The 24,380-nt window shown below is 63.6% G+C and carries 17 protein-coding genes; 13 read left to right on the top strand and 4 right to left on the bottom strand.

The annotated features are described in order from the left end of the window. Positions 1-9: 9 nt before the first annotated feature. From Q7514_RS23500 to Q7514_RS23455, 10 genes are all read left to right on the top strand, one after another. Positions 10-672 (top strand): PaaI family thioesterase, encoded by a 663-nt coding sequence (locus Q7514_RS23500; RefSeq protein ID WP_330135676.1) that lies wholly within the window; start codon positions 10-12, stop codon positions 670-672. Continuing rightward, on the top strand, positions 669-1,856 hold the full coding sequence (locus tag Q7514_RS23495; protein ID WP_330135675.1) for a CaiB/BaiF CoA transferase family protein: 1,188 nt from the start codon (positions 669-671) through the stop codon (positions 1,854-1,856). The genes Q7514_RS23500 and Q7514_RS23495 overlap by 4 nt, the downstream gene beginning before the upstream one ends. Positions 1,857-2,115: 259 nt before the next feature. Beyond that, positions 2,116-3,672 (top strand): class I adenylate-forming enzyme family protein, encoded by a 1,557-nt coding sequence (locus Q7514_RS23490; RefSeq protein ID WP_330135674.1) that lies wholly within the window; start codon positions 2,116-2,118, stop codon positions 3,670-3,672. A 36-nt stretch (positions 3,673-3,708) separates the two neighbouring features. Continuing rightward, the gene (locus tag Q7514_RS23485; protein WP_330135673.1) at positions 3,709-5,085 is read left to right on the top strand and encodes an MFS transporter; all 1,377 of its coding nucleotides are present in this window, start codon (positions 3,709-3,711) and stop codon (positions 5,083-5,085) included. Between the two features lie 190 nt (positions 5,086-5,275). Continuing rightward, entirely contained in the window at positions 5,276-7,399 is a 2,124-nt protein-coding gene (locus tag Q7514_RS23480) for a molybdopterin-containing oxidoreductase family protein (protein WP_330135672.1), read from the top strand. Then, on the top strand, positions 7,389-9,650 hold the full coding sequence (locus tag Q7514_RS23475; protein ID WP_330135671.1) for a molybdopterin-dependent oxidoreductase: 2,262 nt from the start codon (positions 7,389-7,391) through the stop codon (positions 9,648-9,650). The genes Q7514_RS23480 and Q7514_RS23475 overlap by 11 nt, the downstream gene beginning before the upstream one ends. After that, the gene (locus tag Q7514_RS23470; RefSeq protein WP_330135670.1) at positions 9,647-10,879 is read left to right on the top strand and encodes a 3-hydroxyacyl-CoA dehydrogenase family protein; all 1,233 of its coding nucleotides are present in this window, start codon (positions 9,647-9,649) and stop codon (positions 10,877-10,879) included. The genes Q7514_RS23475 and Q7514_RS23470 overlap by 4 nt, the downstream gene beginning before the upstream one ends. After that, entirely contained in the window at positions 10,876-12,510 is a 1,635-nt protein-coding gene (locus Q7514_RS23465; RefSeq protein WP_330135669.1) for an FAD-dependent oxidoreductase, read from the top strand. Before Q7514_RS23470 ends, Q7514_RS23465 begins: the two co-directional genes overlap by 4 nt. 134 nt (positions 12,511-12,644) lie before the next feature. After that, positions 12,645-14,168: a class I adenylate-forming enzyme family protein gene (locus tag Q7514_RS23460; protein ID WP_330135668.1), complete on the top strand. Its 1,524-nt coding sequence runs from the start codon at positions 12,645-12,647 to the stop codon at positions 14,166-14,168. A gap of 7 nt (positions 14,169-14,175) precedes the next feature. Beyond that, positions 14,176-14,916 (top strand): SDR family oxidoreductase, encoded by a 741-nt coding sequence (locus tag Q7514_RS23455; protein ID WP_330135828.1) that lies wholly within the window; start codon positions 14,176-14,178, stop codon positions 14,914-14,916. Between the two features lie 276 nt (positions 14,917-15,192). Here Q7514_RS23455 and Q7514_RS23450 read toward each other — a convergent pair whose 3' ends face one another. Continuing rightward, the gene (locus tag Q7514_RS23450) at positions 15,193-15,798 is read right to left on the bottom strand and encodes a TetR family transcriptional regulator (protein WP_330135667.1); all 606 of its coding nucleotides are present in this window, start codon (positions 15,796-15,798) and stop codon (positions 15,193-15,195) included. A 133-nt stretch (positions 15,799-15,931) separates the two neighbouring features. Here Q7514_RS23450 and Q7514_RS23445 point away from each other — a divergent pair, with 133 nt between their 5' ends. Genes Q7514_RS23445 through Q7514_RS23435 form a run of 3 tightly spaced genes read left to right on the top strand, consistent with a single transcriptional unit; the run spans position 15,932 to position 19,636 of the window. Then, on the top strand, positions 15,932-17,464 hold the full coding sequence (locus tag Q7514_RS23445; RefSeq protein ID WP_330135666.1) for a class I adenylate-forming enzyme family protein: 1,533 nt from the start codon (positions 15,932-15,934) through the stop codon (positions 17,462-17,464). Positions 17,465-17,519: 55 nt separating this feature from the next. Continuing rightward, positions 17,520-18,710: an aromatic ring-hydroxylating oxygenase subunit alpha gene (locus Q7514_RS23440; RefSeq protein WP_330135665.1), complete on the top strand. Its 1,191-nt coding sequence runs from the start codon at positions 17,520-17,522 to the stop codon at positions 18,708-18,710. Then, positions 18,707-19,636 (top strand): hypothetical protein, encoded by a 930-nt coding sequence (locus Q7514_RS23435; RefSeq protein ID WP_330135664.1) that lies wholly within the window; start codon positions 18,707-18,709, stop codon positions 19,634-19,636. Before Q7514_RS23440 ends, Q7514_RS23435 begins: the two co-directional genes overlap by 4 nt. Before the next feature lie 57 nt (positions 19,637-19,693). Here the strand turns inward: Q7514_RS23435 and Q7514_RS23430 are convergent, their stop codons facing one another. The 3 genes from Q7514_RS23430 to moaA all read right to left on the bottom strand — a co-directional run bounded on the left by Q7514_RS23430 (position 19,694) and on the right by moaA (position 24,346). Next, positions 19,694-21,055 carry an MFS transporter gene (locus tag Q7514_RS23430; RefSeq protein ID WP_330135663.1) on the bottom strand — a complete coding sequence of 454 codons (1,362 nt, stop codon included), beginning with the start codon at positions 21,053-21,055 and terminating at the stop codon, positions 19,694-19,696. 77 nt (positions 21,056-21,132) lie between these two features. Beyond that, positions 21,133-23,295, bottom strand: coding sequence for a molybdopterin-containing oxidoreductase family protein (locus Q7514_RS23425; protein ID WP_330135662.1), 2,163 nt, complete (start codon positions 23,293-23,295; stop codon positions 21,133-21,135). Beyond that, positions 23,288-24,346, bottom strand: a complete 1,059-nt coding sequence (gene moaA, locus Q7514_RS23420) for a GTP 3',8-cyclase MoaA (protein WP_330132872.1) — start codon at positions 24,344-24,346, stop codon at positions 23,288-23,290. The genes Q7514_RS23425 and moaA overlap by 8 nt, the downstream gene beginning before the upstream one ends. Between the last annotated feature and the right edge of the window lie 34 nt (positions 24,347-24,380).

Genomic DNA, 24,380 nt, shown 5'->3' with positions numbered 1-24,380 from the left:
AGAGGAATCATGGACACAACGGTGCACTCGAGCGCGCCCGTCGATATCTGGCATCCGGATTGGAACGATCCCTTCGATCCGACAGCCGAGGCCGGAGACGAGTTCGCCGAGTTGGTCGACGCCGTACGTGCGGTGCAGGAAGCCTTCACGCGGTCGCGAACCGATCCTGCCGCTGCGCGGAGCATCGCAGAGCAACTTCGTTCTGTTGCGAGAAGTCTGGGGAAATACGAAGTCGGGGAGGACGACCAGATCGCGGGACACCGTTGGGATCTGGCCGGCAGGGGGCAGGCGTTGGCGCCCCCGCTGCATATCGACGAGGTGACGGACACGACTGCGCGCGGCAGGGTGACCGTCGGACGCTTCCATGCAGGGCGGTACGCGATGAACGGTGGTGTCACACCGTTGATCTTCGACGAAATCATGGCAAGGCTTGCCAACGACTCCGGGCGCGCGTGGGCACGAACGGCGTATCTCACTGTGAACTTCCGGGCACCCGCTCCGCTCGACGTCGAACTCCGCGTCGAGGCCCAGTACCTGAGACGGGACGGCCGCAAACGGTTCATGACGGGTGCTATGTATCACGGCGATGTGCTGGTCGCTGATGCCGACGGTCTCTGGATCGAACTCAAAGCGGAACAGACACTGAATATTTCAGAAGGAAGAAAAGTATGAGCGGTTACTCGTTGCTCGAAGGCATGCGCATTCTCGAGGTCGCGCAATTGGCGCCCGCATCCGTCGGCGGGCATCTCGCCGATTTGGGGGCAGAAGTGATCAAGGTCGAATCAGGGCCGCTCGGAGATCCGGTGCGTATCGGGGGCAGCCGCGCGATCGGCGGCGAGGACGGGCCCTCGTTCATGCACCTGCGATGGAACCGAGGGAAGAAGAGCGTCGCGCTCGACCTTCGTGTCGAGGAAGACAGGCGCGCGTTCGTCGAGCTTGCCCGCACCTGCGACGCGATCGTCGAAGGCATGCGCGGCGGCTACCTCGAGTGGCTCGGGGTCGGGTACGACCAACTGCGAGAGGCGAATCCGAGGATCGTTTTCTGCACGGTTTCGGGAATGGGTTCGGGCGGCCCGTACAGCACACTCGGCACCGGGGGTCCCGTGTTCGACGCGTATGCGGGACTTCGCGATGTTCGCACGCCGGAGGAACCTCCGACCGACGGCATTGCCGGTGGTACAACACCACCGGCGGCGATGTATGCACTCGGTGCGTACGGCGCAATGGGTTTGCTCGCGGCGGTGCATCGTGCCGGTCGCACAGGTCAGGGCTGCCAACTCGAGGTTGCGGGAATCGATGTGGCCGCGGCGTGGATGCCCGACCTGGTGGACGCCGAACTCAACAAGGATCGCTCGATCGCGCGCCCAACATGGTTGCCGGACGGGCGCTTGCCCGACTGGCCTCGCCTCGAGGCGTATCGGACCAAGGATGGCGAAGCCATGCTGTTCGGGTCGCACGTCGACAAGTTCTGGCGCAATTTCTGTGTCGCAGTGGATCGTCCGGATCTGCTCGACATCGATCTCGCCGGTACGGATGCCGAAGCTCCCGCACGGGCCGACCTCGTGTATCGCGAGCTTCGGGAGATCTTCCTGCAACGCACCCGTACAGAATGGGTTACGCTCTTCCTCGACAACGAGGTCGCAGGCGGGCCGGTCAATTCCGTCGGCGACATGATCGCCGATCCTCACTTCGCGAGCCGCGCCAGCACGTATCGCGTCGACTATGAGGGTGTCGGAGAGCTCGAGTTCGTCGCAAGTCCTGTGCGGGTGGCCGGCGAGAAGTTCGCTCCCGCATTACCTCCGGAGCTCGGTGCCGATACGGATGATGTTCTCCGGGAAGTAGCTGTTCGCCGGTGAATTCGGCTTGCTGCCGGTGCAGATGTCGCACTTCGTCGATTGTTGCGGTAGCAGCATAGCGAGCGTTTCGATCCTCCAGAATATTCTTGTGTCCAATACCTATTGATGTTAGATTCAAGGGGACTCTCGTGACGGCGATCACACCCCCGATGAATGCGATTCGCCCGCGGTGGTCGCACCGCACAATGCGGGCACGCACCCTTTCGACGTCGTGAATGAGAGCCGGCTCTGCCGCCACGGCTAACTCGAGGAGACCACAATGAATCTGGCCGACCTGGTTCGATACTGGGGCAAGAACCGCCCCGAGCAGCAAGCGATCGTCTTCGGTGACACCTCCCAGACCTGGGCCGAAGTGGATGCCATCACCGACTCGTTGGCGCGGGGACTTGCGGCGCGTGGCGTCCGTAAGGGCGACCGTGTCGGGGTGATGATGCTCAACCGCCCTGAACTGGCGCACATCATTCTGGCGACACTCAAGCTCGGCGCGATCAGTGTCCCGCTGAACTTTCGGCTGATCGGCAAGGAGCTCGCCCCGATGCTCGCTGACTCGGCTCCGCGGGTTGTGGTCGTGGAGAACGAGCTTGCCTCTCTGCTCGAAGTGGCTGCAGCCCAGACCGAGTTCGAGATCTTTGCGATCGGCGGCAGCGATCACCGCGCCTACGAGACGCTGATCGACCCCGGCGAGGCGCCCGACGTTCACGTCGAGGCCTCGGATCCCGCATTCATCTGTTACACATCGGGCACCACGGGCGTCCAGAAGGGTGCGCTGATAACCCATCGCAGTGCGCTTGCCCCGGGTATCGCCCAGGTTCTCAACTTCGGAATCTCCGGCCGTGACCGTGTCATGTGTTCTGCACCGCTCGTATACACCGGCTCGGTGTTGTCGATCTTTGCGCAGCTCGTGGTATTGCCGGGTGCAACGATGGTTCTGCTCCGCGAATTCGACCCCGCCATTGCTCTCGACACGTTCGAGCGTGAGCAGATCACCGCGACAACCACCGTCCCGGTCATCTGGGAGCGCATGACACAACTCCCCGATTTCGGCAGGCGCAAGCTCGCCGCGTTCACATTCGCAGGTACAGGTGGTGCGCCGATCAGCCTGGACCTGCTCGACTTCTACAACAGTCGTGGTGTGCCGATGGTTCAATGCTATGGGTTGACCGAGGCCTCGGGCATGGCCTCGACTCTGGTCTATGGCGATGCGCGTACTCGTCCGGGGTTCGCGGGTCTGGCGCTTGCCGGAACTCAGTTGCGTATCGGTGACATCGATGGTGGGTTCGCGGGACCGAACGAGGTCGGAGAGATCCTCGTGCGGGGAGAGCACGTCATGCGGGAGTACTGGAACAAGCCCGAGGCGACGGCCGACGCTTTCGTCGACGGGTGGCTTCGAACCGGCGATCTGGGCCTGCAGGACGAGGGTGGTTTCCTCAAGGTGGTCGATCGGCGTAAGGACCTGCTCATCTCCGGCGGGCTGAATGTCTATCCTGCCGAGATCGAGAATGCGCTCCACGGGATCGACGGGCTGGTCGACCTCGCGGTGATCGGCGTCAAGGACGACCGGTGGGGTGAGGTTCCGATGGTTGTATTCCACAGCCAACGACCGGCGGAGGAGATCGTCGGCGACATCACGGCGGTTTCGGCGGCAAGCCTTGCCAAGTTCAAGCGTCCGGTGCACGCGGTTGCCCTCGACGAGCCGCTACCTCGCACATTCTCGGGAAAGCTCGCAAAAGCTTCTCTGCGCGAGCGATTCCAGGTTCCACCGGCTGATGCAATCCCTGTTCCTCGTAGCGTGCCCTCGGTCAATTCCGCGTCCTAGTCACATTTCCTTCCCTTCTCCGAGAGGACACCCACCGTGAGCGCTACTCGCGATGTGGACATCACCGAACTCATCGATACGTCACCGCTGTCGCGACTACAGAAGCGCGTCATCGCCCTATGTCTCGGCCTCGCGATCCTGGACGGTATCGACGCACAACTCATCGGATTCGTCATTCCCGCGATGTCCGAGGACTGGGGTGTCTCGCCCGCATCCTTCGGCTACGCACTCGCGCTGAGTACGGGTGCGATGGTCGTCGGCAGTCTGGTGTTCGGACCGCTGGCCGATCGCTACGGTCGTCGCCGCATGATCATCGTGTGTACCGTCATCTTCGCGGTGTTCACACTGGCCTCGGCCCTGGTCACTTCGATGACCGCATTGATCGTGCTCCGGGTGATCGCAGGACTCGGCCTCGGCGGTGTGACACCGAATCTTGTTGCGATGGTGAGTGAATACAGCCCCGCACGTATCCGCGCGACAGTAGTGACCGTGACAGTTGCGGGTATGTCACTCGGCGGGTTCGTCGGCGGTTTCGCCGCAGCATTCCTCATTCCGCACTTCGGGTGGCAGTCGTTGTTCGTCCTCGGCGGCGTGTTGCCGCTGCTGCTGGTCGCGGTGGCGGTCCGGTGGCTTCCCGAATCCGTGAAGTTCCTGGTAGCTCGCGGGGAGAACGAACGCGCGGCACGAATCGTCGACGAGATCGCCCCGAGCGCGGCCGTCACTGCGGTGTCCGGATTCATGCTGGAAACAGCGACCTCGGCGAAGGCGTCTGTGGGTGCACTGTTCCGAAAGGGCAAGGCGGTCGACACCGTACTTCTCTGGGCTGTGTTCGTGATCAACTTCCTGGTCATCTACTTCCTGCTGAGCTGGATGCCGACGCTGTTCAGTGAGGGTGGTCAGGGTGCATCCACGGCATTGGTCGCTGCGGCGTTGTTCAATCTGGGCGGCATGACGGGTGCGTTGACAATCGGATGGATCACCGACCGGGTCGGCAACGGCTTCGTGGTGGTGATGGCCGGCTACACACTCGGCGCGGTGTTCACCGCGGCGGTGGCGGCCCTCCTCGGAAGTGGCTGGTTGCTTCTGGTGGCAGTGTTCATAGTCGGTTTCGGTATGTCGGGCAGCTCGGCGGGCATCATTGCGATCGCAGCGACGGTGTACCCGGTGTCGGCGCGTGCGACAGGCGTCGGCTGGGCGATGGGGATCGGACGCATCGGATCGATCGCGGGCCCGAGTATCGGGGCTGTTCTGATTGCAGCCGGGTTGGGGGCACAGAACATCTTCCTGCTGACCATCGTGCCGACATTGCTGGCAGTGGTGATTCTCGGTGTGATGGCCCTGCGAGGAAAGCGCCCGCGGCGTGCCGATCTCGACGATGCCTCAGCAACACAGGCCTTGGCGGCAGCCGAATAGACCGTCCGGTAAACGGCTATTCACCGCGGACACTCCCTCGGTGAATAGCCGTTTTTCCTATGTGACCAGGACGGTCGTGTTCGACATTTGCATCTTTTACCTATTGTAGTTAGATTATTGCCAAGTCGGTGACCGTGGTCACAACCTGCAGCGCTCTCGCTGCAGCCGAACGGCGGACGGAGTGGACTCAATGCCGGTGAAGTTGTCCTATTGCCGCCTGTGTCCCGCCTCGTGCGGGGTGCGGGTGGAGGTCGACGGCAATCGAATCGTGAGCGTCGTCGGTGACGGGCTGCATCCGCTCTCCGGCGGTTACTCGTGTCCGAAGGGGCGTCGCGGCGGAGATTTCCTCCAGGGCCCCGAACGACTGACCACCTCGATGCGCCGTACCACCGAGGGGGGCTACGAGCCGATCCCGGTGGACGTCGCGATAGCAGAGATCGCCGAGCGCCTCGAAGCCATCACGGGGGAGTGCGGCCCCGATGCGCTCGCTCTGTTCATGGGAACCCAGCAGAACTTCGCGGCACTGACCATGCCCATGGTACGGGCGTGGTTCCGCACCACAGGATCTCACAAACTCTTCTCGACCATGACGATCGACCAGTCCGCCAAATGGCTCGTGCAGGCGCGGATGGGGGAGTACCTGGGTGGCCGGCAGCGTTTCGACACCGCAGACGTGTGGCTCCTTGCCGGGACGAATCCGATGGTGTCACTCAACGGTGGCGACGGGGACGGTGCGATCACTCAGAACCCGTTCGTGACGATCCGTAGAGCCCGCGAGCGTGGAATGAAGCTCATCGTCGTCGACCCGCGACGCACCGAGACCGCGGCTCGGGCCGATCTGCACCTACAACTTCGGCCCGGAACGGATGCTGCCCTGTTCGCGGGCCTCCTGCATGTGATCCTGACCGAAGGGCTGCACGACCGCGAGTTCTGCGCGCGATTCGCAGACGGACTCGACGAACTTGCCGCGTCGGTCGCGCAGGCGACCCCCGAGTACACCGAGGCAGAGACGGGCGTGCCGGCGGCCGAGGTGATCCGTGCGGCCCGCACCTTCGCACACGGCGCGCGTGGCATGGCGACCACTGGCACCGGTGTGTGCATGGGGCCCCACTCCAATGTTGCCGAGCATCTCGTCGCCTGCCTGAACGTCGTGTGTGGTCGTTACCTCCGCGAGGGTGAGGAGACACCCAACCGTAACGTGCTCGCGCGCACTACACCGTTGAAAGCGGAAGTGCGTCCGCCGTATCGGAGCTGGGAGTCCGGTTTCCGTAGCCGCATCGGCGGGATCGGCACGATGAACGGCGAACTGCCGTCCGGAATCCTTGCCGACGAGATCCTCGAACCCGGATCCGACCGGGTACGTGCGCTGGTGGTCTCGGGCGGAAATCCGGCGCTGGCCCTACCCGACCGGAAGAAGGCAGAACGCGCACTGCGAGAACTGGATCTCTTGGTGTGTGTCGATACTCGAATGTCCGACACCGCGCGTCTCGCCGACTATGTGATCGCGCCGACGATGGTGTACGAGCGCCCTGATCACACCATGCTCATGGAATTCTTCTTCGCGCAGCCGTTCGCTCAATACACGCCGCGACTCGTGGATCCGCCGGAGGGCGTGATCGAAGACTGGGAGTTCTTCTTCCGGCTCGCTGCCGCATCCGGACGCAAGGTCAAGTTCGCGGGACGGGTACTCGATCCGGATGACCCACCGACGTCGGAGGAACTGCTCGCGATATTCGCCGAACGTGGGCGGGTGCCTATGGATGAACTGAAGTCGGCACACCGTGGTGCACTCGCGGCTCCTGACACCACGGCAGTGGGTCGACCGTCCCAAGGTTCTTCCGGGCACCGGCTCGCGTTGTGCCCGCACGATGTGGCAGCTGAAATTGCTGCTGCACTGAGCCTATCCCCGATCGAAAGCGACCTTCCGATGAGGCTGACGGTGCGGCGTATGCGTGAACTGATGAATTCGCTGGGGCGGGAGATCGACGGATTGCCACGTCACGGATACAACCCGGCAGGTGTCAATCCGCAGGACCTGCAGCGGCTCGGAATCGACCACGGCGACACCGTGTCGATCCGCTCGGCCCACGGTCGCATCCGAGCTGTGGCACACACAGATCCCACCGTCAGTCCGGGAACGGTAGCGATGACCCACTGCTGGGGAGTGTCCGACCCGAACTCCGACCCGCGGGCCGTCGGGAGCAATGTCAACGATCTGACGGGCTACGACCGCGTCCAGACCATCAACGCGATGCCGACGATGACGGCGGTGCCGATAGCGATCGAACGGGAGGTGCTCGCCGATGCTCGATGACATGTCCGACCATGACATTCCAGGCACAAGCGTCAAGACGGTCGGGGCACGGATCTGCCCGCTGTGTGAGGCAACCTGCGGCCTGCTCTTCGAGCTCGACGGACGTACCGTGACGGCGGTCCGACCCAACAGCGCAGATGTGTTCTCCGCGGGTCACAGCTGCGCGAAAGGATTGGGCCTGGGGCGCTTGGAGAACGACCCCGACGTCATCCGCACGCCCTTGATCCGCGACGGGGCCGGTTTCCGTCGAGCAACCTGGGAAGAGGCGTTCGACGAAATCAATCGCCGACTGCCACCGATCATCGCGGCGGATCCCAGCAGCTGCGCGGTCTACTCCGGTAACCCGGCTGCACACCACCTGGACCCGTCGTTCTACACATTGCCGTTGATCGCCGCGATCGGTACCCGCAACATCTACTCGCCCGCCAGTATCGACACACTTCCGAAGAACTACGCGAACACATTGCTCTACGGCACCGGGCTCGGGATGGCGATCCCGGACATCGACCGCACGTCGTATCTGCTGATCCTGGGGTCCAATCCGCTCGTATCGAACGGGAGCACCATCACGGCGCCGGGAATCGGAAAGCGGCTCGACGCGCTGCGAAAGCGTGGCGGCACCCTGGTGGTGGTGGACCCGGCCCGCACTCGCACGGCAGAGGTCGCTGACAAACACATTGCCATCCGTCCCGGCACCGACGCCTTCTTCCTGCTCGCGCTCGTGTCCGTCATCGCTACCGAGGGTCTCGCCGCGCCCGGACGCCTGGCGGAGCACACCGACGGACTGCAGGAACTGTTGCATCTCGCGGAGCCCTTCACACCCGAGTCGGTTTCGGAGATCTGCGGTATCGAGGCCGCCGCGATTCGTACGATCGCCCGCGAGTTCGCTACCGCCGAGTCCGCTGCCGCTCATTCCCGGATGGGCTCGTGTACCCAGGAGTTCGGTTCGGTCGCGAACTGGATGGTCGAGTGCCTCAACATCATCACCGGAAACCTCGATCGTCCCGGTGGCACGATGTTTCCGGTGCCCCCTGCAGGTGGGCCGACCACCTGGCCTCACAACCCCAAGGCGCCACTCGTCTTCGACCGATGGCGATCGCGCGTTCGCGACATGCCGGAGGCGATGGGGGAGCTTCCCGCGGTGTGTTTCTCCGAAGAGGTGCTCACCCCCGGCCACGGGCAGGTCCGGGCCCTGATCACGATCTCCGGAAATATGGCGCGCTCGCTCCCGAACAGCCACGCCGTCGAGGCCGCACTGTCGAGTCTCGACTTCATGGTGTGCATCGACGGATACCTCAACGAGACGACCCGCTACGCCGATGTCATCCTTCCTCCTCCGCCATTGACGACCCGCGGACACCACGACCTCGCGCTCACTCATTTCCAAGTTCGCAATGTCGCCAGGTACACGGCACCGTTGCTCATGCCGGCTCCGGGGCAGATACCCGAGTGGCAGATCCTGTTGCGGCTCACCGCGATTGTTCGTGGCGAACCCGATCGCCCGATCGTCGAACTGGACGACGAGGTGGCCGCCACTGCGACGCGTCGTGCGGCAAAGCTCGCGGGCAGCGACATCGACACTGTCGCCCGGGCCACTGCAGGCCGTACCGGTCCGGAACGGTTGCTCGACCTACGGCTGCGCAGCGGACCATACGGTGACCGATTCGGGTCTGTGCCAGGAGGCCTGACCCTCGAGCTTCTCGAACGCAACCCCAACGGAATCGACTACGGCCCGTTGGAGCCGCGGGTACCCGGCGTGCTGCGAACACCGACCAAACGGATCGACGTCGTCCCCGACGCGTTGGTTGCGGACCTCCCGCGCGTGCATGCCGCGCTGGCTCAACCCTTGCCGGATCTGGTTCTGATCAATCGCCGGCAGCGGCGCGGCATGAACTCGTGGTTGCACAACGCTCTTCCACAACCGGACGACGGTCAGTGCGCCTTGTTCATGAATCCGCTCGACGCTGCCGGACGTGGCCTCGTCGACGGCGACACGGTGGGGATCGAGTCGAAGACCGGTGCGGTCGTTGCGGAACTACACGTCACCGACTCGATGCGACAGGGTGTGGTGAGTCTGCCGCACGGGTGGGGTCACGACGGCTCGGGTCTGCACACCACTCACTCGGCGTCCGCGCCCGGCGCCAATGTCAACGCTCTGGTCGACGATCTCGTCGTGGAGCCTTTGACGGGTGCCCCGATCTTCAACGGCTTCGCCGTCGAGGTCGCCCGCGTCGAGAGCGTGTCATCGTGAGTGCGCAGGTGGACAGTCTGGCAGGTACCACGATCGGGGTCGTCGGAACGGGGATGATGGGCGGTGCCCTCGCCTACACGTGCGCGCGGGCAGGAGCCGACGTCGTACTGGTAGCGAGAACCCCGGAGAGCGGGCATCGAGCAAAGTCCTACGCGAAGCGGCGCGAAGCACACGCCCTCGAGGGCGGAACCACGGATGGTGCCGTCTCTCGCGCGCTGCTCGACCGGATCATGACCACCGAACGCGTAGTGGATCTGGCCCCTGCCGCGCTGGTCATCGAAGCGGTGGCGGAGAACGTGGACGTCAAAGCGCATGTCCTGCAGTCTGTCGAGTCCGTCACGGATTCGCGCACCGTGCTCGCGTCGACGACGTCGACTCTACCGATCACAAGCTTGGCATCAACGTTGGCCCGTCCCGAGAACTTCGTCGGGATGCACTTCTTCTCACCTGTCGACAGGATGGCGCTGGTCGAGACGATCATCGGATCGCGCACATCGGAGTCGACACGTGCCGCAGCATTGACGTACGCGCGGCTCCTCGGGAAGACGCCCATCGTCGTGCGCGACAGTCGCGGATTCTTCACCAGCCGCGTGATGCAACTTCGTCTCGACGAGGCATTGATCGCCGTCGGCGAGGGTATTGATCCAGGCGTCGTCGAACACGCGGCCACCACCGCCGGCTATCCGGTGCCACCGTTGCGGATCTTCGACGAGATCACATTGACACTCAACCGTGAAGTGCAACAGGAGAATCGCACTGCCATCGAGGAATCCGGTGGATCGTGGAACGGACACGCTGTAGACGATGTTCGCAACCGGATGATCGACGAACACGGCCGAGGCGGCAGGGCGGCCGGACAGGGCTTCTACGAATACGACCCCGACGGCACGCGGATCGGGCTGTGGTCGGGACTGCGCGAGGCGTTCGGACCGAGTCGGAACATCCCGCTCGAAGACATGCGCGACCGTTTGCTGTTCGTCGAAGTCGTCGAGGCGCTGCGCTGTCTTCGCGACGGCGTCGTGGACTCCGCGGCCGACGCCGACACCGCATCGGTTCTCGGTATCGGGTTCCCCCCGCACACGGGTGGCGTCATGTCGTTCGTACGTTCCTATCCCGGAGGCGCGGAGCGCTTCACGGCTCGCGCCTTGGAACTCGCCGATCGCTACGGCGAACGCTTCATACCTCCGCAAAAGAGTTCGGAAGCACACGATCAACCGGAGTCCCCATGACATACGTAGTCACCCAAGCCTGCTGCAACGACGCGACGTGTGTCGCTGTGTGTCCGGTGAACTGCATTCACCCGACGCCCGACGAGGCGCAGTACGCACGCACCGAGATGCTCTACATCGACCCGAACACCTGTATCGACTGTGGGGCGTGTGCCGATGTGTGCCCGGTGGAAGCAATCGTTCCCGACAGTGATCTCACGTCGGATACGGAGATCTACAAGGATCTCAACGCCGCGTACTTCCTGGGTAACCCGACCGTATCGGGCCCCAGCGAAGTACCACGGGAACCTGTCGTCGTAGCCGAGCGGCCCGGTCCGCTTCGCGTGGCGATCGTAGGATCCGGTCCCTCCGCGTTCTACGCTGCCGAAGAACTGCTCGCCCGCCGCGACATCGACGTGGAGGTCTCGATGTTCGAGCGGCTCCATGTTGCCGGTGGGCTCGTCCGTTTCGGCGTGGCTCCCGACCACCAGACGACGAAGGCCGTCGAGCGGGTCTTCGCGCGTACTGCCGGGCGCAACGGTTTTCGTGCCTTCCTCGGTGTGGAGGTCGGTCGAGATATCAGCGTCGACGAGTTGCTCGATCATCACCACGCGGTGATCCACGCGAGCGGGGCGTCGGACGACCGGAAGCTCGGCATCCCCGGAGAAGACCTGCCCGGTAGTTTCGCGGCGCGTGAGTTCGTCGCCTGGTACAACGGCCATCCGGACTATGCGGGTCGTCAATTCGATCTGTCGGGGCGTCGTGCCGTCGTGATCGGGAACGGCAATGTGGCGCTGGACGTGGCGCGGATCCTGGCGCGGGATCCCGAATTCCTCGTCCCGGGTGATATTGCTGAGCACGCTCTGGATGTGCTGAGGCGTAGTGCGATCGATGAGGTTGTGGTTCTCGGGCGTCGAGGTCCTGAGCATGGAGCGTTCACGACGCCCGAGTTGCTGGCGCTGGGATCCTTGCCCGAGGTGGACGTGACCGTCCATGGCGGGTACGAGGCGCCTGCCGGCGCTTCGATCAAACTGCAGACGATCGAGGAGTACGCCCGTCGGACACCGCAACCGGGACGGAAGCGGATCACCCTGCGGTTCCTCGGTTCCCCGGTCGAGGTGCTCGGTCATGACCATGTCGAGGGGCTGCGAATCTCGCGCTATGGCGAGGAGGGGGTCGCCGAGGATCTCGAATGCTCGTTGGTGCTGCGTTCGGTCGGATACCGTGGACGCCCGATTCCGGGACTGCCGTTCGACGACGGGCGCGGAACGGTACCCAACGTCGCCGGCCGCGTGATCGATGCGGCACTCGATCGCCCGATTCCCGGTCTCTACGTCGCGGGCTGGATCAAACGGGGACCGAGCGGGGTGATCGGGACGAATCGGTACTGCGCTGCCGAGACGGTCGGCGCGATCGTCGCAGACCACGAACGCGCGCTCCTGCCGTCACCGAGCCGTTCGGGCGACGAATTGACGGCGATCGTCGCATCCCGTTGCCCCGACTCGTTCGGATTCGACGGGTGGAAGCGGATCGATCGGCACGAACGTACCGAAGGGCGTCGCCGTGGGCGGGCTCGCCGGAAGCTGGTCGAGGTCGATGCGATGCTCGCGGTTGCCCGCGGTGCAGACGTCAATCGACACTTGCCTCAATAAACAACGGCCATTAGATTTAAGCGGGCGGATGTGACGCGCGCGACCTTCCGGTCGAGTCCGACGTAACTCCATGGTGGACCATGCTCGCCGCCGAGCAGCTCGCGATCGACAACCCTGAATTCTTGGAGGCTTACATGAGCGGCACAGTTGTAGACGCACTGACCTATTGGTCCAGGTCGAAGCCGGACATGCCCGCGATCGACTTCGACGGCGATCGCGTCACCTATGCCGAGCTGTCCCGCTGGGCCGACGGTGTCGCCCATGACCTCGAGTCCCGAGGTGTCACCCCCGGAGACCGGGTGAGCTTCGTGGGTGTCAACAGTCTCGAGTGGGTCGTTGCGGCGCTCGGTGCCATGAAGGTCGGTGCCATCGCAGTCGGGTTCAACCAGCGCATGCTCGCCGGCGAACTCACGACTCTCGTCGAGGACTGCGAGCCGACCGTCGTGTACTGCGACGAAGACTTGCTGCCTCGACTCGAGGAGGTCCAGCAGAATCGCAACACCTTCACGATCGGGGTATTCGAGAAGGATGTGCGACCGTTGCGGGGCCGTGAGCACGCGAGGTACCGCACGCCGGTGGTCGATCTGGACACTCCTGCCGCCATCGTGTTCACCAGCGGAACCACCGGTAAGCCCAAGGGCGTCATCTTCACCCATGCCACGATCGCGGGTGAAATGCACGAGTGGATGCTGTCGGAGCCGATCCAGCCCAACGGCTTGCGTCCAGTTCTGGTGCTGCCGTTGTTCAGTGCTGCCGGAATCATCTGGGGCATCGCACGCGTTGCTCTGCATGGCGGCACATTGTTCCTGCAGCCCAAATTCGATCCGGAGAAGGCACTGCGCATTCTCACCGAGGACAATGCCAATACTCTCACCGGACCGCCGATCCTGTTCGAACAGATCGCGAAGGTGCCTGCATTCACGGACGCTGATCTGAGCCACATGATCACCGCACACGTCGGCGGCGCTCGTGTACCTGTCGACCTCCTGCGCAAGTGGCAGGCTCGAGGTGTCTCGCTGCGGCAGATCTACGGTCAGACCGAGATCGGTGGTACGGCTACCGCGATGCCCCGTGAAGAGGCTGCCGAGAACCCGGACAAGTGCGGTTGGGGCGGTATCTTCACGAAGATCCGGGTGGTCGATCCTGCGGGGAACGATCTCCCGCCCAACGAAACCGGACAGATCCTGCTGCGCGGTCCGGGCATGATGCCGGGATATTGGCGCAACGAGGAGGCGACTCGCGCCGCACTGATCGACGGGTGGCTCCAGACCGGCGATCTCGGGAAACTCGACGAGAACGGCTACCTCACCTACGTGGACCGGCTCAAGGACATGATCATCTCCGGTGGCCTCAACATCTCTCCCGCGGAGATCGAGACCGTCATCAACCAGATTCCGGGTGTTGACGAAGTCGCCGTGATCAGCGTTCCCGACGCCAAGTTCGGTGAGACTCCCGCAGCGTTGGTGCGGGCGACCTCCGAGTTGAAGGAATCCGACGTCGTCGCGTTCTGCAACGAGCGACTCGCCGATTACAAGGTTCCGCGCTACGTCGTGTTCATGGACGAACCGCTGCCTCGGATGCCCAGTGGCAAGATCGCCAAGCGTGAGTTGCGCGACAGCTTTGCGGATGTGCCCGACAATTACGAGAAGGTGCGGTGATCCAGTGATGCACCCACAGAAAGCTGCCGTTGTCACCGGAGGTGGACGCGGCATCGGTGCAGCCATCTCGCAGCGACTCGCCGCCGACGGGTTCGCCGTCGCGGTCAACTATTCGCGGAGTGCGCACGATGCCGAGGATGTGGTCGCGAAGATCGTTGCGGCGGGTGGACGGGCTGTTGCCGTTCAGGCCGACATCTCCAATTCTGCTGATGCCGAACGTCTGATGGCCGTGGCGACCGCTGAGCTCGGCGCCCCGACCGTGTTGGTCAACAATGCGGGTATGAACAAGGCGGGCGCTGCTCGCAAGCAGGCCCCGGAGGAGTTCGACGAGGTCGTCGCTGTGAACCTCAATGGCGCGTTCTACTGCACCCACTTCGCCCTTCCCGCTATGTACGAAGCGGGTTGGGGCCGAGTGGTGTTCGTGAACAGCCCGTCGGGCGGGCGCCGTCCGGCACCTGGTATGAGCGCGTATTCCGCGGCGAAGGCCGGTCTCGTGGGGATGGCGAAAACCATCGCGCAGGAGGTGGCCCGTCGCGGCATCACGGTCAATTCGGTGATGCCGGGATTCGTGGCCACCGACATCGTGTCGTCCGGAGGCGAAGGAGGTGTCGAGGCGTTGACGAAGCACTGGCCGTCGATCCCGCCGGAATCGATCGCGTCGACCGTCTCGTTTCTGGTGAGCGACAACGCTGCCGACGTGTCCGGTGAGGAGATCGGTGTGTGGAGGGGTGGTCCGGTGGGCGTCTGACCACCGACAGATTCACCGATTCGACCCAGTTCGACGACAAGGCGGGCCCGGAATTTCCGGGCCCGCCTTCCTTGTGTGTTGCCCTCGACTGCAGGCCTTCGGACAGCATCCGGGCAGATGGTTGACCTTATTGGCTAATGACGATAGTTTATTGGTAGTGAGGCGCGTCACGTGGAGGATATGTGATCGCATCTCGCGCACAACGCGCTACAACCCGGAGGGGGCGTCCATGTCGTCATCCTGAACCCGCAGCGTATCGGCGGGAAGTGCTTCCGCTCAGTGCTTGTCGCCCAGATCGACGCCGTCCAGGAAGGCCCTGAGCATCTCGACGAACAGTGATTCGTCCGCATCTGTCGCAGCGGCCGACCTCCAGTCCTTCCCCTCCGTCGAATCCGGTCGTGGCAATTCCACGAGGGCGGGGCGACCCGTGGCGGTGCACACTGCGGATCCGACCGTCATGCGGTGCGTCGCCTCCAGTAGAAAGAGTGCACGCGCGGACGGTACCCCATGGGCGGCCAGCAGCCGGGAGTCCCGGCCGTACAACTTGTACAGGAGCGACTCCGGAAAGTACGCAAAGACCGTGGGGACGGCATTCGGGTGGCGTAGAAGAGTATTGCGGAACTCGACACACTCGGAGACCAACCATTCTCGCCACTGTCCCGGTGCGGGGTCCGGAACCCGCGGTGTTTCCAGGACGACGGCCCGCGCGACCGCGGTCAAGATTTCGGACTTGTCGGCGAAATGGTTGTACAGGGAAGGTGCGCGCACATGAAGTGCCGTAGCGATCCGTTCGAGACTGAATCCGGCCATACCGTCGCGATCGATGATCTCGAGCGCGGCAGAGGCCACGGCACCTCGCGTAATCGCAGGTTTGCGTCCCATAGCTCCCCTCCTCCGTTCCGCGCGAATCCTATCTGCGGTCGGCTGATGCCGACACCACGACCGGCGGTGCGAATGCCGACATCCCACTCCCATCGGAAATATCCACTGACGTCTCTTGCGAAGGAGTACCCGAATGCGTGATACCTCGATTCTCCATGCCATCCAGGCATGGACTGCGCGTGAGCCCGACACGCGTGTGTTGAGCTGCGGCGACATCTCACTGACGCGGAAAGAATTGACCACCTCCATGGAGAGCGCTGCTGCAAGACTGGTGGCAGAGGGCGTTCGTCCGGGCGATCGTGTCGGAGTCCTCGGCGGCCTCTCGGTGGACTGGGCGATTGCGGCGCTGGGAGCGATCCGCGCCGGCGCTGTGCTCTGCCCCTTGAACGAACGACACAAGGAAATCGAACTCGGCGAGGTCTATCGCAAGCTCGGTCCGACGGTGGTCGTCGCCGCCGAAGGTAACCGTGAAGTCGCCGAATCTGCCTGTAAGGAGGTCGACGAACCGCCGCTGATCCTCGTATCGGAGGGCCTGCTGTCCGTTGATGTCGCAGGCCGTCTTCCCTCCCCGAGCAGCGACCCGTCGGATGCTGTGTGCATCATTCCGACTTCCGGTTCCACGGGTGCGCCGAAAGGCGTGGTGTACACGCATGAATCGCTGCTCGGAGCTTTTTTCGAGTGGACGCTTCAGGAACCGAAGCTGACCGGATCCCGAACTCTGAACGTGAGTTCGATGTCGTTCGCGGCCGGACTGCTCAACGGCTTTCTGGCGCCGCTCGTGCTGGGCGGTAGCATCGTCATGCTGCCGAAGTGGGATCCACAGGTCGCGATGTCGCTCATCGAATCCGAAGGCATCACGAGCACGGCCGGTACCACCATATTCTTCGAGCAGATGGCAGCCCTTCCCTCGTTCGCGGGCACGGACCTGTCCTCGCTGGAGGTCGTGTTCATCGGTGGGAATCCCGTGACACGCGAGCTAATCGAGGCGTGGTCCGGGAAGGACGTCGGACTGCGTCAGGCATACGGCCTCACCGAATCGCTGTCCATGGTGTCCTTCCCCACGGTAGAACTGTCCATTCGTAAGCCGGAATCCGTGGGGTTCGGTGGAATCCTGACCCGTGTCGAGATCAGGGACGCCGACGGCACGCAATGCCCGGCGGGAACGCCCGGCGAGATCTGGATTTCGGGCCCCGGGATCGCCCAGGGCTACTGGGAGGACGAGGTGCAGACCGCACACACTTTCGGCGGTGGCTGGCTGCGCACCGGCGACGTCGGTGTGAAGGACGACGAGGGTGCAATCCGGGTCGTGGGTCGCACCAAGGACGTGATCATCTCCGGTGGCATGAACATCTACGCGGCCGAACTCGAGCGAACAGTTCTGGAACTTCCCGAGGTACTGGAAGTCGCGGTGATCGGGGTCTCGGACGATGAATTCGGCGAAGCCCCTGCCGTACTGGTGCGAATCGCCGGAGATCTGACAGCGCGGCACATCGTCGACCACTGCCGGAGCCGACTGTCGAACTACAAGGCTCCACGCTACGTTGTGTTCCTCGACAGTCCGTTGCCCCGCACTGCGAGCATGAAGATCGACAAGCGCGGGTTGCGGACCGAGTACGCGGCCATTCCCGAGAATCACGACCGATTCGGCACCGACACGTCTGTGTAGGGGTTTCGCCGAAGAACCCTCGAGTCATCCTCGGGGAGATGGAGGTAATTCGATCATGAGCATCGCGCCTGATATGCAGGAGGTACGGGACCGTGCGCTTCGAAAGCTGTTGACGCATCTGAACGATTCCGTCACCGACCAGTGGGCGGACATTGCCCCGTTCGAGTCGACGGACTACCGAGATCCCGCGACGGCAGTGCACGAACGAGACCGGATCTTCGGTGAGGTACCGTTCATTGTTGCTCACAGCTCGGAACTTGCGGGCAAGAACGATTTCATCGCGGTCGAGCTTCCGCGTAACAAAGTGATCGTCATCCGCCAGAAGAACGGCAGCATCAAGGCCTTCGTCAATGCATGCCGGCATCGGGGTGCCGAACTGGTCAGTGAACCGTCCGGCAAATGCCGTGTCTTCTCTTGCCCGTATCACCGGTGGTCGTATGATCCGAACGGTGAACTCCGAACCGTGACGCTCGACGATACCTTCGGTAACTTCGACCGTTCCGCATTCGGACTCATCGAGCTTCCCGTCGAAGAGCGACACGGGTTCGTCTGGATCATCGACAATACGCAACGGACGATCGATGTTGCATCGTGGCTCGGTCCGGAAATGGACTCGATCCTGGAAAGTTTCGGAATCGACCGCCTCGTGAGCGTCGATCCGCACACTTACCGGCGGCCGACCAACTGGAAGATCATGCAGGACGGCTTCCTCGACAACTACCACGTGAAGTATGCGCATCCCAATACGGCGGGCAAAATGCTCCACACCAATGCCGTCGCGCTCGAGGACTACGGTCGGCACTTCTGGTTCCTGACGAGCAGGAAGTCCATCGACCAGTTCATCGGACAGGATGTCTCGTGGGATCCGTCGATGGTGAACCACACCATCGAGAGCTGCTTTCTCGCCCCGAACACCATGTTGCTCAAGCACGCCACCCATATCGAGTTGCTGACCTTCCGTCCGGTGGGTGCGAACCCGAACGAATCGATCATGCAGATGCGGATCATGGCCCCCAGCGTCGAAGACAGTGGTCTGGAGGAAGCGCATTGGACCAAACGGTGGAAGAAGAACTGGGACATACTGATCTCGATCCTTCACGACGAGGATTTCCCGATCCTCGACGGTTCGCAACGAGCGCTCTCGAGCCTCGATGCCGGAACCATGCTGCTCGGCCGAAACGAACTGGCGAGTCACCTGTTCCGCAGGGAAGTGCGACGCCTCGTCGAGTCGTCCTCGGAGGGATGACGATGTTCCCCGTACCCGAGGTCGGCGAGGCCGAACAGGTCGAGTTCGGATGGTACGAAGGCCCTCCGCGTCCGGGCACGGCAGTACTGTTGGAGTCAGCACACGCCGCGGATGCCGAGATGGGCTTCTCATCGCCGGCGCGCTCGCTCGCACGTGCGTCGGGGAGGAGTATCACTGCCGAGATCCGGACGACACTGCATCGCTGGGGGACGCCACGACCGACCGAGCCTCGGCTCGCTGCGGTGTTGACGATGTGGAAATCGGGCAGCCTCGGCTGGGCGATGGACATCGTCGTCGATCCGCGGTTCCGATCAACAGGGGTGGCGACCGCGGTTTTCGAACGGCTGGGTCCGGAGGTGTCCGGACCGTTGCCGGGTTTCGACGTCACCGGGCAGATATCCGGGTGTGCGTTCGGCTCGCATCCCGCGGCCGAACGAATGGCCCGTCGGGTCGGCGCCGTACTGGCCGGACGCCGTGACCGACTGCTTCTGCCATCCCGCGCTGTGTACGAGATGTCCAGGATTGCAAAGGGTCCCGGCCCGAAGTGCGTCGTCACCGAGGTCGGAGTAGGGGAAGTCGTCCCGTCCCGGTCGGGATGGCGCGACTTCGAGGTCGAGAAGCCGGGAGCCCGTCGGCTCGAGGTCTCGTCGGCGGAGGGCACGATTCTCGGCGACTTCCGGATCTACCGGTCGGACGGTTCTGACGGCGCTGTCGGAGAAATTCGGGACATGGTGGTATCCGAAGCCGCTACGCGGCTCGGGCAGACCGGTGCCGAGGCGGTCCTGCGATCCGCTGTGGAAGTATTGTGGCAGAGCGGCGTTGGCTCGGTCGATGCTGCGGTCGAGGCATCCAGGACCCAGGAGTTGGAACTCTTCCGCGCGGCAGCGTTCCAGCATGATCGTAGTGATTCACTGTTCGTTCGTTGAACGTGTGTGCGCCCTGTGGAGAAGGATCCACAGGGCGCACACATACGTGGGGAGGCGTCAGGCCAGTGCAGGTTCCCTGTCCTGATCGGATTTCGTCGCCGAGGGCGTACGGGTACGGGACAGTACCGTTGCTGCGAATCCGAGCAGCGACACGACGCAGATCAGAAGGCTGAGCCACACGGTGGTGTCGTCGAAGGCCAAGGCTACTGCGATGACCGGGACGAATGCGGCACCGAGTGCATTGCCCGCTTCGCGGCCCAGGCCGAGGCCACTGTAGGCGTGCTGAGTGTGGAACAGTTCGATGACGTATGCGCCCATCGGGCCGAAGATGGCTGCGACTCCGACGCCGTTGCCGAGCGCCATGACCACCCAGTAGAGCAGCGGGGGTGTGCCCACGCCCGAAAGTAGTGAGATACCTACCCATGCGAACACGGCGCTGTAGAGGAACCCGAACATGATCACGGGTGCGCGTCCGACCCGGTCCGACAGTGATCCGAAGATCGGGATCAGGATGCCGTTCGCGAGTTGCGCAGCGATCAGGCCGACGAGGACCTCGGTACCGCCGAAGCCGAGTTGGTTGGTGCCGAAGGTGCCCATGAACACGATGTAGAAGTAGCCGATGCCGGTCTGGCCGATGGTCATCACGAGCACGGTGAGCAGTGCGCGCGGCTGCTGTCGGATCACGTCGAAGATCGGTGTCTTCGCGACCGTGTTGTTCTCCTCGATTTCTCGGAACGCGGGCGTCTCGGGCAGGCTGCGGCGCAACCACAATCCGTATCCGAGGATCACGACGCTGCAGAGGAACGGGATTCGCCAGCCCCATGACAGGAAGGCTTCCTGCGACATCAGGCTCGACACAGTGAGAAGGGACAGGGTCCCGAGCACTCCACCGAGTGCTGCGCCCATGCCGGGCAACGAGCCCATCAAGCCCTTCTTCTTTTCGGGCGCGAACTCGACCGCGACGAGTGCCGCACCGCCGTACTCGGCGCTTGCGCCGATTCCCTGCAGAATTCGGAGGAACACAAGCAGTGCCGGCGCGACCCATCCGATCTGTGCGTATCCGGGAAGGAGGCCCACGAGAAGGGTGGCAACACCCATCAGAACCAGGGTGAAGACCAGAATCTTCTTGCGGCCGATCCGGTCGCCGAGGCTACCGAGGATCACTCCGCCCAGCGGGCGGACGAGGAATCCGACCGCGAAGGTGCCGACCGCCTGTAGAGTGCCGAGGAATGGGCTCGAGCCGGAGAAGAAGACGCTGGCGAACACCACCGACGCAGCCGAGGCATACAGGCTGAAGTCGTAGTACTCGAGTAGGGTGCCGACGAACGCGGCACGGCTGGCTTTACGCGAGTCCGCGCGGGAGGGACCGGAATCCGCGCCTGCAGGCGTATCCGGTGACGCGGTTGTACGTTCGGTCATGCGTAACCTCACATTTGTGAGCGGTGGGCAGAAAGCCCGAATGATGTGGTGACCCGGACCACACTAATCTATATGGATTAGATTTGTCTAGAGGGGCCGGAGGCTCCGTGCCGCGCCACGTCGACGTTGATTCCGGTGAGATGTGACTGGTTGCTGAGGATGTCGTATCCGTCCTGTCCGATCGGGGCGAGTCGATTCACATTCGCTCCGGGGTGGCGCCGTGCCACGTGCAGTCCCTGGGCTGTCTTCTGGCCCCAACCGTGCGTCATCGCGACTACTCCGGGCTTCAGCGCGGCGTCGTATGCGAGCACCGCGTCGAGTGCGCCGAAGCGATTCCGGACGGTGACATCATCTCCTTCGATCAGTCCGCGACGGTGTGCGTCGGCAGGATTCATCCAGAGCGGGTTATCTTGATGGACACCCTGTTTCAGAATCGGCAGGTTGTGCAGCCAACTGTTCACCATGTATGGGGTCCGGCGGGTGATGAGCTTGAGCTGATCCGCGGGCTCGGTGGACAATTCCTCGAGAATTGCCTCGGCGGTGCTGTAGGCGCGTCGGAATATGGCCGGGCAGCAGTCGACCAGACCGTCGTTGTGCTGCACTGCGATGGTGAACACATGTGACGGGACGGCTTCGGGCAGCATCGCGGTCTGGCTGGGCATGGTTTTCAGGAGTTCGATGCTCAGGCCCGCATCGCGCATGGCAGCATCCGCATTGGCGAGAGGTTTCGGATCCGGGTCGTCGAGCAGGGTTTTCACGCCCATCGCCTGCTGGATTCGCGACAGGATCCACCAGTCGTCGCGGCGCTCCGCCTTGGGCGGAACCACCGCGGGTGTGTATTGAACGTACGGCTCCATCGCCACACCCATGGTGTTGAGGAAATTGATGTCCTCGTGCTCGAGCCAGTCGGTTGCCGGCAGTACGTAATCCGATATCTCACCGGTTACCGTACGGTACAGGTCGATCGTCACGATCAGTTCGACGTCTTCCAGGGCACGGCGAAGGCGCTTCTCCCCGCCCACCGACAACAGTGGGTTGCCGGAGATGACGATCAACGCCCGAATGGGGTCGTCCGGACTCTCGATGTAGTCGGCGAGCCTCGCGGCGGGGAGGTCTCCGCTGACGGTGCGGACCTCACCCAATTGGTTTTCGAAGAAGGGATCCTCGCGCTTGCGTTTCGAGTTCTGCACGACGTCGCTCATGCCGCGGGAGTAGATGTTTCCCCCGCGGCGGCCGAGGTTGCCCGTGAACAGGCTGATCATGTTGAGCATCCAGTAGGCCAGGGCGCCTTGTCTGCCCTGGTTGACGCCGGTCGCCATATAGATGCTCGCGCTGGGGGCGGCGCAGAATTCGTCGGCGACCTTCCTGATCGCCGCGGCTTCGATGCCGGTGGCGGCGGCGACCCGTTCGACGGGATAGCGCGCGACGAAGTCGAGCAGTTCGTCGATGTTGCGTGCGTGCGTTTCTACCGCTGCGCGGTCGTAACCGATGCGGAAGACGATCTCGTGCAGCATTGCCGCGAGAAAATAGAAGTCGGTGTCGGGCTTGATCAGGAGCGTGTCACCGGTGTCCGGTGTGGACGACTCGGTCTTTCTCGGGTTGACGAAGAGTACGGTGCCGCCGCGCATCTTCACCGCCTTGATCTTGGCCATCGGGTCCGAGATGTGCATGAGGGTCATGTGCGAGACGAGAGGGTTGCTGCCCAGGCACAGGAAGTAGCCGGTATGCAGCAGATCCGGGATCGGATGTGCCATCGAGGCGCCGTAGATCGCTTCGCTCGCCGCGTACTTGGCAGAGGTGTCCTGGGTTCCGGCGCTGAATCGCATCCGGGTGTCGAAACCGCGCGCGAGAGCACCGGCGTTGGCGTAGTAGGTGCCGTTGAATGCCGACGGATTGCCCTGATAGACGGCGAGCGCATTGCGCCCGTACCGGCGGCGGATGTCCCCGAGCGCGGACGCGATCTCGCGTGCCGCGTCATCCCACTCGATCGGTATGAAGTCGCCGGCAGTCTCGCCGCGAGGGTTGGTGCGCTTCAGCGGGCGGTCGAGCCGGTCGGGGTCGTTGTGGACCTGGAGGAAGTGCACACCCTTGTGACACGAGAATCCCTTGTGAACCGGGTGGCCCTTGTCCGGCTGTAGCCGGAGTATCTGGTCGTCCCGGACGTCGGCGACGAGCCCGCAGGCCGGTTCGCAGATGCGGCAGAATGTATGGACCTGGTGTGTCGTACCTTGTTCAACCACCGATTGCTCCCATACTGCGTTCCGGCGGAACGAAATCCGCCGCGTCGATGCCGTGTCCGGCCCACTTGTTCCACATGGCGCCGCGCCACAACGCGGCAAGCTCGTCGTCGGTCGCACCGCCCCGCACCGCCGCCCGCAGATCGGTTTCACGATCACTGAACAGGCACGACCGGACGGTACCCTCCGCGGTGAGACGGGTGCGGTCGCAGTCCGAGCAGAACGACCGGGTGACCGAGGCGATGATCCCCACGGTCGCCGGTCCCGCGTCGACGGACCACCGTTCCGCGGGAGCCGACGGATCCTCACGGGGTGTCTCGGTCAAGGTGAAGCGGGCACCGAGCACCTCGAGCAGACGCTGTGCGGTGACCATGTTCGCGCGGGCCCACTCGTGGTCTGCGTCGAGGGGCATCTCCTCGATGAACCGCAGTTCGACGCCTTCGTCGAGGCACCACTGCAGGAGGTCGGCGGCGCCGTCGAGGGTCTCGGGCATGAGGACCGCGTTGACCTTGACCCGGGTGAATCCGACGGTCTTGGCCGCGCGGATGCCTGCGAGTACCGAATCGAGTCGGTCGCGGCGGGTCAGGCGGGCGAAATGATCACGGTCGACGGTGTCGAGGGAGATGTTCACCCGCGTCAGTCCGGCGTCGCGCAGGTCTTGTGCGCGGTGTGCGAGTCCGACGGCGTTGCTGGTCAGAGCCAGCGGTACGCCGGGGGCGATGCGGCGGCAGCCCGCGATGATGTCTTCGAGGTCGCGTCGCATCAGGGGTTCGCCGCCGGTGAACCGCACCTCCTGCACGCCGAGCAGGCCGGTGGCGACCCCGACCAGGCGCACGATTTCTGCGGTGGTGAGCAGTTGCTCGCGTGGGATGGCGGGTAGGCCTTCTTCGGGCATGCAGTAGGTGCAGCGTAGGGAGCATTTCTCGGTGATGGAGACGCGTAGGTCCCGCGCGACGCGCCCGAAGCGGTCGAGCAGGTCGGGCACATCGGGACGGTCCGATACGTCGTCCGTTTCCGCGCGCACGGACGGCATTCCCACATCCACTGCAGTCACGACTCGTCGTCTCCTCGGTGTGCTGAAGGGTATC

Origin of the sequence: Rhodococcus artemisiae, from assembly GCF_036327795.1 — a bacterium.
Taxonomy (GTDB): domain Bacteria; phylum Actinomycetota; class Actinomycetes; order Mycobacteriales; family Mycobacteriaceae; genus Rhodococcus; species Rhodococcus artemisiae.
This window is presented reverse-complemented; position numbering and strand designations above follow the sequence as displayed.

What these genes read in the sequence shown, in the direction of transcription:
- Q7514_RS23500 (WP_330135676.1), top strand. Translation starts at nt 10, where the DNA reads ATGGACACAACGGTGCACTCGAGCGCGCCCGTCGATATCTGGCATCCG.
- Q7514_RS23495 (WP_330135675.1), top strand. Translation starts at nt 669, where the DNA reads ATGAGCGGTTACTCGTTGCTCGAAGGCATGCGCATTCTCGAGGTCGCG.
- Q7514_RS23490 (WP_330135674.1), top strand. Translation starts at nt 2,116, where the DNA reads ATGAATCTGGCCGACCTGGTTCGATACTGGGGCAAGAACCGCCCCGAG.
- Q7514_RS23480 (WP_330135672.1), top strand. Translation starts at nt 5,276, where the DNA reads ATGCCGGTGAAGTTGTCCTATTGCCGCCTGTGTCCCGCCTCGTGCGGG.
- Q7514_RS23475 (WP_330135671.1), top strand. Translation starts at nt 7,389, where the DNA reads ATGCTCGATGACATGTCCGACCATGACATTCCAGGCACAAGCGTCAAG.
- Q7514_RS23465 (WP_330135669.1), top strand. Translation starts at nt 10,876, where the DNA reads ATGACATACGTAGTCACCCAAGCCTGCTGCAACGACGCGACGTGTGTC.
- Q7514_RS23460 (WP_330135668.1), top strand. Translation starts at nt 12,645, where the DNA reads ATGAGCGGCACAGTTGTAGACGCACTGACCTATTGGTCCAGGTCGAAG.
- Q7514_RS23455 (WP_330135828.1), top strand. Translation starts at nt 14,176, where the DNA reads ATGCACCCACAGAAAGCTGCCGTTGTCACCGGAGGTGGACGCGGCATC.
- Q7514_RS23450 (WP_330135667.1), bottom strand. Translation starts at nt 15,798, where the DNA reads ATGGGACGCAAACCTGCGATTACGCGAGGTGCCGTGGCCTCTGCCGCG.
- Q7514_RS23445 (WP_330135666.1), top strand. Translation starts at nt 15,932, where the DNA reads ATGCGTGATACCTCGATTCTCCATGCCATCCAGGCATGGACTGCGCGT.
- Q7514_RS23440 (WP_330135665.1), top strand. Translation starts at nt 17,520, where the DNA reads ATGAGCATCGCGCCTGATATGCAGGAGGTACGGGACCGTGCGCTTCGA.
- Q7514_RS23435 (WP_330135664.1), top strand. Translation starts at nt 18,707, where the DNA reads ATGACGATGTTCCCCGTACCCGAGGTCGGCGAGGCCGAACAGGTCGAG.
- Q7514_RS23430 (WP_330135663.1), bottom strand. Translation starts at nt 21,055, where the DNA reads ATGACCGAACGTACAACCGCGTCACCGGATACGCCTGCAGGCGCGGAT.